7 protein-coding genes are annotated in these 18,801 nt (G+C 45.1%); all 7 read left to right on the top strand.

The window, feature by feature from the left end; genetic code table 11:
* Window positions 1-25 precede the first annotated feature (25 nt).
* The 7 genes from SCB77_RS09300 to SCB77_RS09270 all read left to right on the top strand — a co-directional run bounded on the left by SCB77_RS09300 (window position 26) and on the right by SCB77_RS09270 (window position 18,799).
* Window positions 26-3,292 carry a SusC/RagA family TonB-linked outer membrane protein gene (locus tag SCB77_RS09300; RefSeq protein ID WP_320186155.1) on the top strand — a complete coding sequence of 1,089 codons (3,267 nt, stop codon included), beginning with the start codon at window positions 26-28 and terminating at the stop codon, window positions 3,290-3,292.
* Between the two features lie 26 nt (window positions 3,293-3,318).
* On the top strand, window positions 3,319-5,343 hold the full coding sequence (locus SCB77_RS09295; RefSeq protein ID WP_320186154.1) for a RagB/SusD family nutrient uptake outer membrane protein: 2,025 nt from the start codon (window positions 3,319-3,321) through the stop codon (window positions 5,341-5,343).
* Window positions 5,344-6,131: 788 nt separating this feature from the next.
* Window positions 6,132-7,769 (top strand): polysaccharide lyase, encoded by a 1,638-nt coding sequence (locus SCB77_RS09290; RefSeq protein WP_320186153.1) that lies wholly within the window; start codon window positions 6,132-6,134, stop codon window positions 7,767-7,769.
* Between the two features lie 6 nt (window positions 7,770-7,775).
* The gene (locus SCB77_RS09285; RefSeq protein ID WP_320186152.1) at window positions 7,776-9,389 is read left to right on the top strand and encodes a polysaccharide lyase; all 1,614 of its coding nucleotides are present in this window, start codon (window positions 7,776-7,778) and stop codon (window positions 9,387-9,389) included.
* 564 nt (window positions 9,390-9,953) lie between these two features.
* Window positions 9,954-13,358, top strand: a complete 3,405-nt coding sequence (locus tag SCB77_RS09280; RefSeq protein WP_320186151.1) for a SusC/RagA family TonB-linked outer membrane protein — start codon at window positions 9,954-9,956, stop codon at window positions 13,356-13,358.
* A 33-nt stretch (window positions 13,359-13,391) separates the two neighbouring features.
* Window positions 13,392-15,347, top strand: coding sequence for a RagB/SusD family nutrient uptake outer membrane protein (locus SCB77_RS09275; RefSeq protein WP_320186150.1), 1,956 nt, complete (start codon window positions 13,392-13,394; stop codon window positions 15,345-15,347).
* A 434-nt stretch (window positions 15,348-15,781) separates the two neighbouring features.
* The gene (locus SCB77_RS09270) at window positions 15,782-18,799 is read left to right on the top strand and encodes a DUF6298 domain-containing protein (RefSeq protein ID WP_320186149.1); all 3,018 of its coding nucleotides are present in this window, start codon (window positions 15,782-15,784) and stop codon (window positions 18,797-18,799) included.
* The last annotated feature ends 2 nt before the right edge of the window (window positions 18,800-18,801 follow it).

The following is an 18,801-nucleotide window of genomic DNA, read 5'->3' as shown; positions in this document are numbered from 1 at the left end:
AACCTATTTTTATAAGAGAGTAACCATGAATGCTAATTTAATTTTTAACAGCAGACTTCTTCGGCGGAGTTTGGGGCTTCTTTGTCCCATCATTCTCCTGTTGCCATCAGGAAATTTGCTAGCTGCGAAGCATGCTGTCAGCATCTCATCCATTTCAGGGCGATTTGTCAATATAACGGGGCGGGTTTTGGATGCTGCGGGTAAACCGGTTATTGGAGCTACGATCACAATAAAAGGCACGAATACCAGTACCCAGTCCGATGAAACTGGTGTTTTCCGTTTAAACGCTCCTCCGGGAAGTGAAACGCTTGTCGTTAGTTTTATAGGATTTAAGACCCAAGAGGTCGCGATCAACAACCGAACAAATTTAGATATCAAGCTCGAACCTGCAGAAGCGATTGATGAAGTAGTCGTGGTGGGCTACGGTACGCAGAAGAAAGCGCATCTTACCGGGGCGGTGGAAACTGTGGACATAGCGGCGATCGAGGATATTCCAGCTACCAACTTGGGAACAGCACTGGCTTCGCGTCTAGTAGGTTTGCAGGTCAATGGGGGCTCGGCAAGACCTGGATCTAAAGCTACGTTGCAGATTAGGAAACCTGTGATCTATGGTAAAGATGCTGGAACTGGCGCGCCACTGTATGTGATCGATGGTATGATTCAGGTAGATGAAAAGAATAATCCTGAATCGACACAGTTTGATAACTTGGATCCTTCGGAAATTGAGAGCATCTCCCTTATAAAAGATGGTGCTACCGCTGTTTATGGTGTTCGCGGCGCTAATGGCGTGGTGTTAGTTACAACAAAGCGCGGGAAAGTAGGAGCCCCAAAAATTAATTATAATGGATTTTATGGTATCACGGATGAAGTGTATCGAACCAAAATGATGAATGCTTATCAGTTCGGACAATACTTCAATATTATGAATGGTCCAAATGGTACCGATTTTGATCCGCTTTCCACAGAGTATAGGAACCGTGTTTTTAGTCAGGATGAACTTGATCATTTTCAAACGATCAACCACGATTGGTTGGATGACGCATGGAAATCAGCATACAACACGAGACATACATTGAATCTCAGCGGCGGAGCGGAGCGCGCAACCTACTTTGCAGGAGTTTCCTACCAAAAGCAAAACGGAAATTTAGGAACTTTGGATTACGACAAGTGGAACTTTCGCGCCGGAACGGACGTTAAAGTGGCATCCAACCTAAAGGTCTCGCTACAGTTGTCCGGGAATCAGGATCAACTTGATCGAACGTTTAATAAGGTATCTGGAGAAGGTCCGGAAGACGATTACAAAAATCTACTCTTAGCATCTCCATATGTACCAGCCTATATCGATGGCCTGCCGGTGAAACTTCCCGGTCGTACCAATGATTTGTCTGCCTATCATTACTATGAAATTCAACGACTGAATAACTTGGCGCAAACCGGAACGAAGTTCTTTACGGTGAATCTTGCAGCGGAATATGAGGTTCCATTTGTGGAAGGACTGAAAGCAAGGGCAACGTACACACGTAATATGCGTAGCTCTCGTGGTAGTCAGATCGGGACACGCTACCAGTTGTATGAGTTTTCCCGTTTGGGATCGAACGGTCATATTTATGAAGGCGCGACCAACCCTACCGCGCTCACCGTTAGCAATGGAAACCGACTTTATTTTTCCAATGAAAACGGAACCAATACACAATATAACTTTTTCCTGACCTATGACAAGCAGATCGGCAAACATAACTTTAGTGGCCTTTTCTCCGTAGAACGTGGGGATGCCGATGGCCAGCAGGAAGATGTGTGGAAGGCTGATCCTATCGAAACCACCAACGGACAATTTGGTACGGCCTTTGGTGCTGTCGACGGTAGAACATTTGCGTACGAATCAGGATCATTAGGCTATATCGGCCGTCTGAATTATCGTTATGATGAACGGTATTTGTTTGAGTTTTTATTCCGTACGGATGCCTCGAATAAATTTGCTCCCGAGAATTATTGGGGGAAATTTTATTCTGCTTCGGCAGGCTGGGTCATCAGCGAAGAGAATTTTTTTAAAGTAAAAGGTATTGATTATTTGAAGCTGAGGTATTCTGCCGGGTTGATGGGAAATGACCAATTCCCTATCTGGGCTTGGCGCCAAAGATTCACATATGAGGTTGGTAAAGGACCTGTTTTCGGTGGTAATGGGAATGCGAATACAGGTATGAAAATGGATCGATCACCGAATCGTGATGCCACTTGGAGTGATGAATTTAAGAATAATATAGGGATTGATGCTCGATTTCTTAACAACCGCTTGTCAGCAACCATTGACGGGTTTTACAACAAAGCTTATAATATTCTTTTGGAGCGTGTAGGCAATACTCCCGTCTCGGTAGGGGGCTCTATGGCACCTGAAAATTATGCACGCGTAAATACTTTTGGATATGAGATTTCTTTAGGTTGGTCCGATAAAATAGGACAAGATTTTGATTATGGAATCAACACGCGTTTCGCTTGGTCAGATTTAAAGATAAAGCACATTGATTACGACCCTGTTTATGAGAAATACCCTTGGAATCCAAGTAATGGTGGATCGGAGGATGTGGGCATGTGGGGGTATGACTATTTGGGGATGTTTAAGACCCAAGATGATATAGATGCATACGTTAGCGAATACGATATTAAGTCGGTCTTCGGAACTAACGTCGGTGATCTTAAGCCGGGGATGCTTTATTATCGCGACGTACGTGGACCATTACAAGCAGATGGAACGTTTGCCGCGCCGGACGGTATAATAGATCAAAATGATCAAGTACAGCTCAGCCATAAACAAAACAATCTTTACCGATTTGGTATCACGCTTAGGGCGGGATATAAGAATGTAGGATTTGAGACTGTTATTGGTGGTGATTTTGGCGGATATGCCGAGATCGGTTCGACGGAGAGAAAAAAGTTGAATAACGACATCACGCGCGTATACAATAATCTGCCGGAAATATGGGGAGATATCTATGACCCTGAAATCAACCCCACGGGTACCATGCCGAATCCCAATTGGGAAAATATCTACAACGTGAGTTCAGAGTTTTGGCGCGTTAGTGCTTTTCGTATGCGCGTCACCAGTATGAATTTAAACTATTCCTTGCCTAAGTCACTGGTCGATAGGATGAAAGTTTCGAATGCTCGCGTATATGTTAGTGCCTTAAATCCCTTTGGTCTGTATAGCGCCTTTTCCTATAAAGACACGTATGGCACCGCTTGGGACGCCTTTCCTAACCTTCGCACGGTTTCTTTTGGCTTGAACTTAACCCTATAAATGAAATGTTATAACGGAATAGACAAATGAAAAAGTACATATATATTACTATCATATTAACCGCCGCTCTTTTAGCAAGTTCCTGTACGGCAGATTTTCTCGAAGACAAACGCGATTTAACTGGGGTGAACGAGGATGTGTTCAAGGATCCGGTATTGGCACAAGCCTATGTGGATTATGTTTATGGTCTTTTCCTTCCAGCCAATAACGGAACCGGATTTATGGCAACGCAGACAGCCTCCGACAACGGTTCCTATAGTACTATCTTCGCACAAACTTCGGACGAATTGGCCGGAGAGACAGATTTCAACAAGGAATGGCCATTAATATCCAATATAAACAACCACGCTAACAAATATTTTGGCCAGCGGATGGGAACGAACATCAGCAATAATACTTGGACGCGATTACGGCAGATTAACATGTTTTTAACGGAGGTAGAAAAATATGGCTTGGCCGATGATGTTAAAAATCCGCTTAAGGGACAATTGTATTTTTGGCGTGCCTGGCAATATTTTGAGCTAATGCGCTTATATGGAGGAGTACCTATCGTATTGGAGGCACAGAATCCGGCGGTAGGGAATAATGAAGAAAATTCAATTCCAAGAAGCACAAGTTCGGAGACCATTGCGCAGATCAATGCAGATATCGATCAGGCAATAGCGTTGCTGCCCGGAAGGTGGGACGGCGCTAACTGGGGGCGGATTACCAGTGGAGCAGCGGCTGCTTTGCGAGGACGGGTTATGCTAACATGGGCAAGCCCACAGTTTAACCCCAATGACGATGCGTCACGATGGCAGCTAGCTTATGATGCTAACGTAGAAGCAAAAAAACTACTGGAACAAAATGGTTTTGGATTGTTTAAAGAAGGTAACCTAGCTAATGGAGATGCTTGGGGAAGGATGTGGTTTAAGGAAGTCGACAATGCAGAAGCGGTGATCGTATTTGGGTTTAACAACGTTGCCAAAGGAGGTAATTTTACAAAAAATAGCGGTTGGGAACAGGCTATACGTCCTCGAGAAATAAATGGTGCGGGTTCAGTTTCACCAACTCGGCAGATTGTAGAATCTTTCCCGATGAGAGATGGCAAGGCCATAGACGACAATACTTCCGCCTACAGCTATGACCCCAATAAATTCTATAAAAACCGAGATCCTCGCTTCTATAAATCATTCGCTTATAATGGTGCCATCTGGCCCTATGGCGCAAATCCTAACTTTAAGGTATGGACTTACGCATGGAAAAAAGATAGCAACGCGAGCACGGCCTATACCTCTACGGAAACAAAAGGTGCAAATGCCAGCGGCATCTATATCTGTAAATCTTCCAATATCGCAGCAAGTAATAATATCAATAATTTCGAAGAGAGTGGAACCGATTTCATGGAGATGCGCTTTGCGGAAGTGTTGCTTAACCTGGCTGAAAGTGCCATCGGTATTGGTCGCTTAAGCGAAGGCTTGCAGGGAATCGTATCTATTCGCGAGCGTGCCGGCTTGGAGAACAATGACGGTTCTTATGGACTGGGCAATGTGGCCGGCAGCAGAGATCAGCTTTTTAAAGCCGTGTTAAACGAACGTAAAATCGAGTTCGCCTATGAGGGAAAGCGCTTTTATGATTTAAGACGTTGGATGTTGTTTGATGATGCTACAGGTATGAATACGCGTTTGGGTATTCCGGTGTTGAACGGGACACGACGTACAGGCTATACGATAAAAGTGAAAACAAGTAACGGTGAATATTTTGGAGCCGGAGACCCTCTGCTGCTCGCAAATGGAAGCGCACCTGTCGCCGATCGTAATACGACATCCTATCCCGCGGGAATCACCACCTACGAGCAGTACCTGGATTACCTGTACGACAATCATTTTGTCGTCAGTGTGAAAGATGATTTGGATCGTACCAATGCCTCTCCACGCTGGACATTTAAATGGTACCCTGAGTATTATTATTTCGGGATACACCAAACGATTTTGGATGCATCTCCCTACTTAGAACAAACGAAAGGTTGGAACAGTCTAAATGGTGTTGGCAACTTTGATCCCTTGCTTTAATACGCTCAAGTATCAGCGGTAAACAACGAGGTAACATGTCAAATGTTACCTCGTGTTTTGTCGGGCTATATTTGTGCATTGATGATAGAAATTGTATACAGGAAGATCAATGTTCCGCCGCTCTCAATTACTATCAAGGAGATTCCCTTCAATGCGTCAAATTATTTCTACAAAACGTCTGTGCAGAAAAACAATGGATTATTGCATAAGAGCGATGCCTTGTCGTCAATGAACAATGAACCATTGTAGCAAAACAATGGCGTGTTGTAGGAAAACAATGGTGTATTGTTTATGAACAATGCTCCATTGTTTATAAACAATACGTTGTCGTTTGTAAACAATGGACTACTGTATGACTACAATGTGTTATAGTATTGCTTCAACAGTTTTTTGCTTATCTGCAATGAGATAATGTATGCATACAATGCTAAATTGTTAGGCGACAACATGATGTTGTTTTATTGCAATGACTCACCGTTCTTGAACGATGAGTCATTGCATATATGCAAAATGGCGGTTTATTATTATTCTATGGTCTATTTATCCGTTTTAACCTGTATTTTGCTGTAATTGCACCCCTATGTCGCTGAAAATTGCGCTGTAAGCGGTAGTTTTCGTTGAAAATTTGATGTATGGAAATTAGGCAATAGTTTTGTTACAGGTTAAGATAACATGCTATAGTATTAAGTGAAAATAATATAAGTAAGCCAATGTTTATCTTGCTAGCTTTGAGTTGCTAATGTAATGATTATAGGATATAAGCCTACAGGTTTCATAAAATTTACGATATGAATAAGAAGTTGATATCAGGTCTGCTGATAGGGATAAGTTTGTTGACGCTACAAACGGTGAAAGCGCAGTACCCCAAGATTCCGGAAGACGTTAAGAAAGCATCCGAGGAAATGATGAAGCGTGCGACAAAGCAGTCTGATGATGCTTGGGGAAAAGCGTTGCCCGTTATAGAAGCTTATGCAAAGCAAGGAAAGCCTTATATTCCTTGGGCTGGTCGTCCTACCGATCTGCCGCAGGCAGAGATTCCTGCATTTCCTGGTGCAGAGGGAGGCGGTAAATACAGTTTTGGTGGCCGCGGAGGTAAGGTTATCGTCGTCACAAGTTTGGAAGATAACGGACCGGGATCACTGCGGGAAGCTTGCGAGCAAGGAGGGCCACGTATTATCGTGTTCAACGTGGCTGGGATTATACGCTTAAAAACTCCGTTGATCATCCGCGCGCCCTACATCACCATAGCTGGTCAGTCAGCTCCTGGCGATGGTGTCTGTGTCGCCGGCGAATCGGTATGGATCAATACGCATGATGTACTTATCCGTCATATGCGGTTCCGCCGTGGCGAAACCTACGTTGGTCGGCGCGATGATGCGATCGGCGGCAATCCGGTGGGCAATATTATGATCGACCACGTATCTGCCAGTTGGGGCTTGGACGAAAATATGTCAATGTATCGGCATATGTATAATGACAGTACAGGTAAGCAAGAAGAAAAGCGCGGGACGGTTAACATCACGATTCAAAACTCTATCTTTTCTGAAGCGCTAGATACGTGGAACCATGCCTTTGGTAGTACCCTTGGTGGCGAAAACTGTACGTTCATGCGTAACCTATGGGCTAATAACGCCGCTAGAAATCCATCTATTGGATGGAATGGAATTTTCAACTTTGCCAATAACGTGATTTACAACTGGGTGCATCGGGCCATAGACGGTGGTGATTATCAAGCGACCTACAACATCTTTAACAATTACTTTAAGCCAGGGCCCGCTACACCAGCAGGACAGCCCATCAGCTACCGTATCTTGAAGCCTGAATCTGGCCGGAGCAAGCTGCCATACGTGGTTTTTGGACGTGCCTATGTGTCGGGGAACATTGTGGAAGGAAACGAGCAAGTAACAACGGACAATTGGAACGGAGGTGTGCAGCTGGAAAACAAAGCAGGCAATGGCATGACCTTCGAGGAAGCTACGCCCTATTTTGCGGCCATGAAGGCGGCAAAGCCATTTCCACATGCGGAGTTTAATATCATGAGTGCGGAACAGTCATACGACTACGTTTTGGAAAATGCAGGAGCAACGCTACCGAAGCGTGACCCCGTCGATTTGCGTATCGTCAAAGAGGTGCGTGACGGAAAACCAACACCCTTAAAAAATGTAACCTTGCCGGAGAAGGATTTTGAACACCGTCGCCTGCCGAAGGATTCTTACAAAGTAGGTATCATCACCGATATTGCGCAGGTAGGTGGATATCCTGTGTACAAGGGCAAAACCTATAAAGACACGGATAACGACGGCATTCCCGATGAGGCAGAAATCAAGATGGGCTTAAACCCTAAAGACGCTAGTGACTCGGCCAAAATTACGGAATCGGGCTATGCAAACATCGAAATCTATTTAAATGAACTGACTTCAAAATAGACCGAGATGCGTTTATCCTTAAGAAATACCTTCATTGCTTTGGTATGTACCCTGCCTATGTGGGCACATGCACAATATCCAGTTGTTCCCGACTCGCTCAAAGCGATAGCTGCACAACGCGAAAAATTGGAACAGCTCCGCGCGGATAAAGCTTGGGAAAAAGCACAGGCAGTTATGAAAGCAGAAGGTAAACCTTATCTTCCGGACGCCGCCAAACCAGAAGATTTGCCACAAGCAACAATCCCCGCATTTCCGGGAGCTGAAGGCGGCGGAGCCTACACCACAGGTGGGCGTGGTGGCCGTGTAATGGTGGTTACCAGTCTGGCCGACAACGGCCCTGGAACACTGCGCGAAGCTTGCGAAAGCGGTGGTGCACGGATCGTTGTGTTTAACGTAGCCGGTATTATCCAATTGGAAACACCTATCACCATACAGGCTCCATATATCACGATTGCCGGACAAACGGCTCCCGGCGATGGGGTCTGTGTTGCCGGCGAATCCTTCCTGATCGACACACACGATGTGATCGTGCGCTTTATGCGTTTTCGTCGCGGAACGACAGATGTAACTCGCCGCGATGATGCCTTGGGCGGCAATGGTGTGGGCAATATTATCATCGACCATGTTTCCGCTAGCTGGGGATTGGATGAAAATATGTCCATGTATCGACATGTGTACGATCGTGAAGGACAGAACCTGAAATTGCCGACAGTAAATATCACCATCCAAAATTCGATCTTTTCGGAAGCTTTAGATACCTATAACCATGCCTTTGGAAGTACGATCGGCGGGTTGAACAGCACCTTTATGCGCAACCTTTGGGCTTCAAATATCAGTCGAAACCCTTCGGTAGGTATGTATGGCGACTTTGGTTTCGTCAATAATGTGGTGTGGAACTGGTGGAATCGTACAGCGGATGGCGGCGATCATCGCTCTTTCTATAATTTTATCAATAATTATTACAAGCCGGGACCGATAACGCCGGTGGGTGAACCTATCTCATACCGCATTCTGAAGCCGGAATCTGGGCGTGACAAAGAATTTGCGAATACCTTTGGGAAAGCATTTGTAGGAGGGAATGTGATCGAAGGCAATGCCAAGGTTACAAAAGATAATTGGGATGGAGGGGTACAACCCGATGCAGATCCAGCCGTGTTGGCGAAAATTAGGGTGGATAAACCATTTCCTCTTGCTGCTTTTGGCAAGATTATGACCGCCGAACAGTCATATACCTATGTACTAGATAATGTGGGGGCAACCTTGCCCAAGCGTGATGCGGTAGATCAACGTATCGTTAGGCAGGTGAAAACGGGAAAAGTATTTTACAAAGAAAGTAAAGAAGTAATTGCAACCTCACCTTACGTAAAGCGCCGACTGCCCGCAGATTCCTATAAGCAAGGTATCATCACTGATATCCGGCAGGTGGGCGGTTATCCGGTTTATAAAGGGAAACCATATAAAGATTCTGATAACGATGGTCTTCCAGATGATTATGAACGAAAGGTAGGACTAGACCCGAACAATCCAAAGGATGCTTCGGTAATCAGTAATACAGGGTACGCGCACATCGAAAATTTTTTGAATAGCGTAGTTCCGCTAAAGACAGTCAAGCCCCAGTAATTCTCATATTAAGGCTTACTTTGTTTAATTGGTTAGTAGAGGCTGTCAGGACAACAGCCTCTTTTTTGTGACCTTTTCGCCGATTCTCATCGGGTAAAGCCAAGTGATCTATTTAATGATTGTGACAACAACGCAAGGGAGCCCCCAACACCTAACATCTTGTTTTGTAACAGTAATGTTGTGTTATGCTAATATTTTATAGTAAATAGGCAATGGACTATAATAATATCTTTTTGGATTTCTTTTTCTTTGTGATAGTGATAGATACACGCTGTTTTGCTCCTGCACGCGGGGATACAAAATAGACCGTATTGAACATGTGTTTTGCATTTATTTTTTTAAGACTAACCAATTAAAAGAATCGTAAGAAAGCAAAGGTCGTTTTTTAGAAAGATACAGCATCGAATGAAGTATGTATCATATTGACAAAGTCAATACCATTACACCGACGACAACACATCAATAACCAGTAGAAAAAACAATAAAGCATAAAGACGGATAGCCTCGTGGGAAGTTTGGTTATCCAATATTTTGAACCTATTTTATAAACACAATTTAAAACCAATGAATTATCAAGCTTTTATTAAAAAGGGGCTGCTGCGGAATACTTTCCGTTTGCTCTGTCCTTTGATCGCATTGGCTCCGACAACGTTGTTAGCATCCAAGTTGGCGAACAAGGCGGCTGTACATGCTGTAAAATTTGTAGGAATCAGCGGTAAAGTGCTGGATCAGGATGGAAAGCCTGTAGTAGGCGCAACTATTCTCGTTAAAGGATCCAAGGCCGGTGTCAAGTCCGGTGAGGATGGCGTTTTTAACATAAATGTGCCTGAGCAAAATAGCATAATTATCGTTAGCTACGTGGGATATAAAGTGCAGGAGGTTAATGTTGCAGGTCTATCTACCATTACTGTTAAGCTAGAATCGTTAGATGCGCTGGATGAGGTAGTCGTTGTAGGCTATGGTGCGCAACGTGCCAAAGAGGTTACTGGATCGATTGTTTCCGTAGATATGAAGCAGCTAGCAGACTTACCCGTTGCTTCCGTTTCTGAAGCGTTGCGTGGACAAATACCGGGATTGAATGTTTCTGGAGGTAGCACCCGGCCAGGAGCTATGGCAAGTTTGAGCATTCGGCAGCAATTCAATTGGGGAAAAGACGGTGGGGGAACAACACCGCTGATTATCATCGATGACGTGATTCAAGTGGATCCTCAAACCGGACAGCCGTCACTCGAAAGGTTTAACATGTTGGACGTCTCGGAGATCGAAAGTATGACGGTGTTGCGGGATGCCAGTGCTGCAATCTACGGTTCTCGCGCATCACAGGGAGCCATTGTTGTAAAGACAAAAAGAGGACAGGTTGGCCCTCCACGTATTTCCTATAGCGGTAAATTCCAGACAAACGATGCTGTAAGTCATGGGAAAGTGATGAACGCCCGCCAATATGGAGATTTTGCTAATAGTTTTGGACGCGCGCTGGGTTGGAATGATAATTTCTATTATTCAGATGCCGAGTTGACACGCATGGATTCGTTGAATTATGATTGGTTGGGCAACGATTGGCGATCAGCGAATGCTATGCAGCATTCACTAGATTTTAGTGGTGGGTCGGAAAGAGCGACATACTTCACTGGAGCGTCTTTTTACACGCAGAGCCCAAATCTGGGAGCTCAGGACTTTCAACGCTGGACGTTCCGCGCTGGCTCCGAGGTGAAGCTCGCCAGCAACTTCCGCTTGGGAGCTACGATAGCCGCAGCAAATACCAATACAGAGAAGTCATTTACCAAAATCAATATCAACGACGGTTCGTATGGTATCGGTGGGGAGCAAAACGATTACAATATTCTGTTGCACATGCCCAAGTACATTCCTTGGATTTACAATATTGACGGGGTCGATCAGTACGTGTCACCCGCATTAGGACCAAACAGATTGGGAAATGTGCGTGGTAATAACTCGGTGACCAACTGGAACTACTATGAGCTATTGAATAACGGGTCAAAAACGACCAACAAAGATTTCAACTACAATGCGAACTTTTCGCTACAGTATGATGTGCCTTTCGTGAAAGGACTATCATTCAAACTAAATTATGGCATTACCCAGGCGGCTAGTAATACCGAACAAGTGATGATACCTCTGTTACTATCACGCTCCACGAATTCCAACACGCCCGGAAACCACTTGTATGGACCTACCACGGTATGGGATCCGCCGGTCATCAATAACGCCAGCTCTCGTGTGACATATGATAATACAACCTCTAAAAATGATCAGCTGAACTTTTTTGCCAACTATGATCAAAAGTTTGGCGATCACAATATCGGAGCAATGTTTAGTGTAGAAAAGACTACCGCCAACTGGGAAGATCGCTACCAGATTTACGATAATCCCACACGTGGAGTTTACAATGGTACCTCTATATCTGCCGGTACACTTAATACATCCAATACCATTACCTATCGGACAGTAAGCGGTACACTATCTTATTTGGGTCGTGTTAACTACAACTACAAGAGCAAATATCTTTTGCAATTTGTATTCCGTTCTGATGCATCCACGAATTTTGCTCCTGAAAACTATTGGGGATTCTTCCCTAGTGTTTCCGCAGGATGGGTTGTGTCCGATGAGGATTGGTTTGCGGATAACGTCACCTGGATGAACTATTTTAAAATTAGGGGATCTTTGGGAATCACAGGAAATAGCAACGTCAAACCTTGGCGATGGGCAAGGTTATATTCCGCAGCAACTGATAAGGGAATGGGCTTCGGTAGCAATGGCGGTCAGTATGTAACAGGTATCACGCCAGATCCCGATCCGAACAGAGACCTTCGCTGGGATCGTACCATTCAACGAAACCTTGGTCTAGACATGTCTTTCGTTAAATCTCAATTAAATGTGACCCTTGATGGCTATTATAATACTACTTCCGACATGTTGACTGATATGGCAGGCGCATTGAATGTTCCTATCTCTGTAGGTGGCGCTTTTGCAGAACAAAATTATGCGGGTGTTAAAGCATGGGGCGGAGAGGTATCCGTGACTTGGAGAAGTAATGTGAATGAGTTCAACTATTCCATAGGTATGAACTTTGGTATGGGGAATTACAAAACAACCCGATACTTCGATAGACCATTCGATTATCCATCAGAGATGGAAACCCGACGTGCTGTGGGTAACACCGGTTTCAACAACGCAGTTTATGGCTACCGCACATGGAAAAATACATCAAGTGGAGACGGTATGTTGCGCACAGATGAGGATATTGACAAATATTGGGCTTACCTGACAGAGAATGCTGCAAATTCTGGAGTCGATGGTGCAGCACCTCGGTTTTTCGATATCACAGACAAATCACAGATGAGAAAAGGTATGTTGGTGTATGAGGATGTCCGTGGTGCTTTGGACGCCGATAGTAAAACATACGGACGCCCGAACGGCGCTATCGAAAAAGGAACTGGTCAAGATTTGGATATCCTAAGAAAGTCGGATCTAACTTACGGTATCACAACAAACCTTAATGCTGGATACAAAGGTATTTCCTTACAAGCGCAGATTTCTACCAGCTGGGGCGGCGTAAATTATTTGGACTACATCAAACAGGGGACAAGCAGTACGCACATGCTTTGGTCGCAGCCGCTTTATCTAACAGATATGTACGATGAAGTTACCAATCCAGACGGTGCCTATCCTAATTTAGCTTACTTTGATCAATTTGCTGGAAGAAACTCAGACTTTTTTATGCTACCTACATTCCGCATGTTCGTGCGTAGCTTGAGCGTGGGATACACCTTGCCAAAAGAATGGGTAGTAAAGGCTAAGTTGAATAACGCAAGACTATTCATCTCCGGAAACAATTTATGGGATTTTTATAATCCATATCCTAAAAAGTTCCGCAACATGTATGATGCTCCAAATGTGGGCTATCCAACCTTGAGAACTTGGTCTTTAGGCGTTAATTTGGGCTTGTAACCCGAAGGTTTATTACATTAAAAGAAGATCACCATGAGAAAGAAAATATTATTTTTTGCAGCCTTGACACTGGCTATAGCAGCCGGCTGTAAAACCGATTTTTTGGAAGAGATGAAAAGTTTTGAGAAATACGATGACAGTATTTTCGAGACCGAACTTCAAACCGGTTGGTACATCGATCGGCTGTACAACTATTACTTTGTAAATTATAGGAATCCCCAGCAATCAATTGTCGGTTTGTATAACGATAATAGAGCACGGATGACCGAGGAAATTGGCGGTACTGTAACCAGCTACACCAACCCGACAACAAATCTCCAGCTGGCATCGCAAGCTGATGGTTATTTCGGAAACCCAGTTGCTGCCAACGTGCAAAACAACCCCTACACCCGTATTCGATTTGCAACATTTTTAATTCAGCGAATTGATCAATCTGGCCCGGGACTCTCTGAATCTTTCCGTACAGCAGCAAAGGGTCAGATGTATTTTTTGCGAGCCTTGCAATATTTTGACTTGGTGCGCGTGTATGGAGGGGTACCACTTGTTACCACCGTACAGCAGAATAGTGGTACCGATGAGACAATCAGACAGCCTAGGGCAACAGCTGCAGAGTGTTTCGATTTAATTGTAAGCGATTTGGATTCTGCAGCTCTACTCTTACCTATGCGTTGGGATGCCGCTAATTATGGTAGACTTACTGCAGCTGGCGCTTTAGCGATGAAAAGCCGCGTGTTACTCACCGCTGCGAGTCCCTTGTACAATAAAGACTGGGATAATTCTGGTAGCCAAAAATGGCAAAGAGCTTTGGATGCTGGTCTTGATGCTGAAACGAAATTATCCGCCGCGGGGTACGGTTTATTTGGTAGCAATGCGAAAGATTGGGCAGAGATGACCTTCAGAGCTGACAACGCATTTAATTCAGAAGCATTAATGGTATTCTTACTGTCAACTACTCCGACAAGTTCTGTGGGCTATAACAACAACTGGGAAAACTCCGTACGTCCCGCTTCCTATCGCGGTGGCGGCGGCATCGCGGCGACAAAAGAAATGCTTGATTTGTTTCCAATGGCTGATGGAAGTCGCCCCAGCGTTACAAACTACGTGGATACGTTCTTTTTTGAAAATAGGGAGCCTCGCTTCTACCGCACTTTTGCGTTCTCAGGCTCGAAATGGGGAATCAAAGGGAATGACAACAAATCTACCTGGTTCTACAGATGGAAAGCAAATGCAACAGCGAACAATGGAACTTTTTTTGGCAACAACCAAGTTAACAGTCCCGCTTTGGTGCGTAAGATGTCCAACCCAGCCGCAGATAGTGTCAATTTTGCTTTTTCTGGAACAGATATCTTTGAGTACAGGTATGCCGAGTTGTTGCTAAACATAGCTGAGTGTTACGCAGCCAAGGGTGATCCTAACAACGCCGCTGCTTATATCGGTAAGGTGCGCCAGCGTGTAGGGATTCCAACGGCAAACAATTATGGCCTAGGCACCTTGACGACAAAATACGCGGCTATAGAAGCTTGTTTGTACGAACGCCGTATAGAATTAGCATATGAGGGTAAACGTTTTTGGGATGTGCACCGGTGGATGCTTTATGATAATCTGCAAGAGTCCGGAAATTCCGTGCAGAAGCTTGGCTTGGCACCTATCAACGGCACAAAAAGAACGGGATATTACTGGCAATCCAAAACCTTTGCTCGTGATCCATTAACTCCGGCATTGCGGAATATTCTAATCGACCCTGATGCCGCAAACTTCACAACGGAGATAGCGAAACTTAAGGATGTTTACCGAACTTATTTCACAAGAGCGCCACTGGATCAAGAGTGGGATAGGGTAAACAATGCTCCTGTAACTATTCTTTTCCGTCCGAACTATTATATATCCGGACTTACCGCCACAGTTTTAGGAAACAATTCCTACTTACAACAGACGAAGGGTTGGCTCGATTATTCGGGAGGAATGGGCACATTCGATTACCAACAATAGTATTTGGAAATACAAACCGAGACGCATCGTAGAAGAGCGTCTCGTTTTTTTTATCACTGTTGTTCAATGGCGATCTAACTATAATCTTATACGATACTGTTATCCCTATCTGCATTTCTCCCCAATTGCATGCGTCCACCCGCTAAAATGATACAATAGCTGGAGAAAATAATACAACCATCTGCATACGTTTTTAGCTATGTTTGTAATAGCAATAAAGATAATATATCCTGATTGTTTTCCTTGAAATCAACAAAGAATACGCTGGGTAATCTGTTTATTTTTAGCTTTATAAGCCTTATTAATTCGCTTTTACGTTGAAGAATTTTTTTGTATATAGTAGTTTGTGTGTTAGAAAAAGGGTCTCCGTTTTTCTGGTTGTTTTCGGCGCATGTCTTGCAGGATATGCGCAGAAGCAACTCTCGCCGATCAGCGTGCAAAAAAATAATACGTTAACCTACACGTCTGACGAAAAAGGAAATCGTATTCCCGATTATTCTTATGCCGGCTATATGGGCGGAGAGCAAGCTATCCCGCTAGTGTCCGCCAAGATATTTGTGCCACGGAAAGATGGTGATGCTACACTCCGCATACAGCGTGCAATTGATTATGTAGCGCAGTTGCCCTTAGATAAAAATGGATTTCGCGGAGCGGTGTTGCTGGAGGCGGGAACATACCACTTAGGAGGTTCATTGAAACTACATACTTCTGGTGTTGTGCTCCGTGGGGCGGGATTTGGCAACGTTGGAACTACGCTCTATGGTGGTGGTGTATCGCGTGAGACGCTTATACAGGTGCAGGGAAAAGACAATAGACAGTATGGCCAAAAACAAAGCATCACCGATGCTTACGTTTCTGTTAATGCGATGGCATTTACGGTCGCTAATGCTTCGGGCTATAAGGTGGGAGATGCCATCGCAATCGTGCGTCCATCAACCGAGGAATGGATTAAAGCCCTCGGTACAGACCATTTCGGTGGAGGCATTACTTCATTGGGCTGGAAGCCGGGGCAGCGGGAGCTGATGTGGCAACGTAAAATCACCGCTATTGAAGGTAATAAATTACGGATCGATGCGCCATTAACAACGGCGTTAGACCAGTCCTTTGGAATATCTACTGTTCAACAGTATAATTGGACGGGATGCCTAGAACAGATCGGGATAGAAAACATGAATCTCGTTTCTGCGTTTGATGCCTCCAATGCGAAGGATGAAGATCACCGCTGGATGGGGATAACCGTAGAGAACGCCTCCAATGTATGGGTGCGTAGGATACAGTTTAAGCATTTTGCAGGATCGGCGGTTTATGTCTTGCCTACAGCCAGTAAAGTAACCGTCGAAGATTGTTTATCGCTTGCCCCGGTGTCCGAAATCGGAGGGCAGCGACGCTATACATTTTATACCAAAGGGCAGCAGACGCTGTTTCAGCGACTCTATGCCGAGCAGGGCTATCATGATTTTGCTGTGGGCTATCTCGCAGCTGGTCCAAACGCTTTTGTGCAATGCCAAGCGATCGAGCCCTATAGTTTTAGCGGAGCGATTGATAGTTGGTCATCAGGAACACTCTTTGATGTCATCGATATCGACGCACAGGCACTTAGTTTCAAAAACCGTGGACAAGATGGACAGGGATCAGGCTGGACAGCAGCAAACAGCGTTTTTTGGCAATGTAGCGCCGCTTTGGTAGAATGCTTTCAGCCACCAACCGCCCAAAACTGGGCTTTCGGCGTGTGGGCGCAGTTTCAGGGAGATGGCTTTTGGGATCAATCCAATGAACATATCAAACCGCGGAGCTTATATTATGCGCAGCTGGAAGAGCGATTAGGGGCTGCCGCCAAAGATAGGACGGTGTTACTACCCGTGCTTAGCGAAGCCTCGAGCAGTCCTGCGGTAGAAGTAGCGATGGAGCAGACCAAGCAGGCAGCGCAACCGTCTTTACAACTGAAAGACTTTATTGCGCAGGCCGATGCGCGCCAGCAATTGCGGGACGAAGTTCAAGGACTGAAAACCGTTGATCAATTGCCGATGGTAAAGAAAATCGCTCCAGCATATGCTGAAGCGATGGCCTTGCGCCACGGTTGGTTGGTACGTGGTGACGAAGTGTTGGTCGGAAAGAAATCAGATATTCAATGGTGGAACGGTAGTGCTCGTCCGCATGGGGTAGAAAAATCTAAGGCCCATATCACACGCTTTGTTCCCGGTGAAGAAGGGCTGGGTTTAACGGATGATCTCAAAGTAACGGCAGATAGCATGTTGGCTAACCACACCTTAAGCATCGATCATAACTATGGACTGTGGTATGATCGCCGTCGTGATGACCATGAACGCATCCGCCGTATGGATGGCGAAGTTTGGCCACCGTTTTACGAATTGCCTTTTGCAAGGAGTGGACAGGGAGCGGCTTACGATGGACTATCAAAATACGACCTGACGAAGTATAACAAATTCTATTGGAACAGGTTGAAGCAATTTGCAGATATTGCCGATCAGAAGGGGTTGGTGTTGATTCACCAGAATTATTTTCAACATAATATTATTGAAGCTGGTGCGCACTATGCCGACTTTCCTTGGCGTACCGCAAATAACATCAATGAAGTAGGTTTTCCCGAGCCTGTCCCTTACGCAGGTGATAAACGTATTTTCATGGCCGAGCAGTTTTATGATATAAACCATCCGGTTCGTCGAGCGCTACATCGGGCCTACATCCGCCAGTGTTTGGAGAATTTTAAGGACAATACGGGCGTCATCCAGATGATCAGTGCCGAATATACCGGACCGCTGCATTTCGTGGAGTTTTGGATCGATGTCATTGCCGAATGGAAGAAAGAAACCGGCAAGAGCCCTATCATCGCCTTGAGCACAACCAAAGATGTGCAAGATGCGATCTTAGCCGATCCCAAACGCGCAAAAGAAATTCAGCTTATCGATATCCGCTACTGGCATTATCAAGCCGACGGATCGGTATATGCGCCGCAAGGTGGACAAAATCTAGCGCCGCGCCAGCATGCACGATTACTAAAACCCAAGAAAACATCCGCTGAGCAGGTATACCGTGCGGTGAGTGAATACCGTACGAAATATCCTGAAAAGGGCGTGCTTTACCACGGCGACAATTATCCGGAAATGGCTTGGGCTGTCTTTATGGCGGGTGGCTCTATGGCCAACTTGCCAAAGGTAGAAGCGCCCGGATTTTACGAGGCAGCCGCAACGATGACTCCCGCACTAGGGCAGGGCACTTGGCTGTTAAAGGGACAATCGGGCATTATCCTGTATAGCACTAACGCCAAGGGTACAGAGGTTGATTTATCCAGCTTGAAAGGTGCATACAACCTACTGCATATCGACCCAAAAACAGGTAAGGTGCTCCAAAAAGAAGCCTTAAAAACAGGAAAGATGGTGACGGTGAACAATTATAAAAACGCAACAGAGATCCTTTGGATCAAAAAAAAATAAAA

The sequence above is a fragment of the Sphingobacterium bambusae genome, from assembly GCF_033955345.1.
In the GTDB taxonomy this organism is placed as follows: Bacteria; Bacteroidota; Bacteroidia; order Sphingobacteriales; family Sphingobacteriaceae; genus Sphingobacterium; species Sphingobacterium bambusae.
The sequence above is the reverse complement of the archived record's forward strand: the minus strand, read 5'-3'. Positions and strand labels throughout refer to the sequence as shown.

What these genes read in the sequence shown, in the direction of transcription:
- SCB77_RS09300 (WP_320186155.1), top strand. Translation starts at nt 26, where the DNA reads ATGAATGCTAATTTAATTTTTAACAGCAGACTTCTTCGGCGGAGTTTG.
- SCB77_RS09295 (WP_320186154.1), top strand. Translation starts at nt 3,319, where the DNA reads ATGAAAAAGTACATATATATTACTATCATATTAACCGCCGCTCTTTTA.
- SCB77_RS09290 (WP_320186153.1), top strand. Translation starts at nt 6,132, where the DNA reads ATGAATAAGAAGTTGATATCAGGTCTGCTGATAGGGATAAGTTTGTTG.
- SCB77_RS09285 (WP_320186152.1), top strand. Translation starts at nt 7,776, where the DNA reads ATGCGTTTATCCTTAAGAAATACCTTCATTGCTTTGGTATGTACCCTG.
- SCB77_RS09280 (WP_320186151.1), top strand. Translation starts at nt 9,954, where the DNA reads ATGAATTATCAAGCTTTTATTAAAAAGGGGCTGCTGCGGAATACTTTC.
- SCB77_RS09275 (WP_320186150.1), top strand. Translation starts at nt 13,392, where the DNA reads ATGAGAAAGAAAATATTATTTTTTGCAGCCTTGACACTGGCTATAGCA.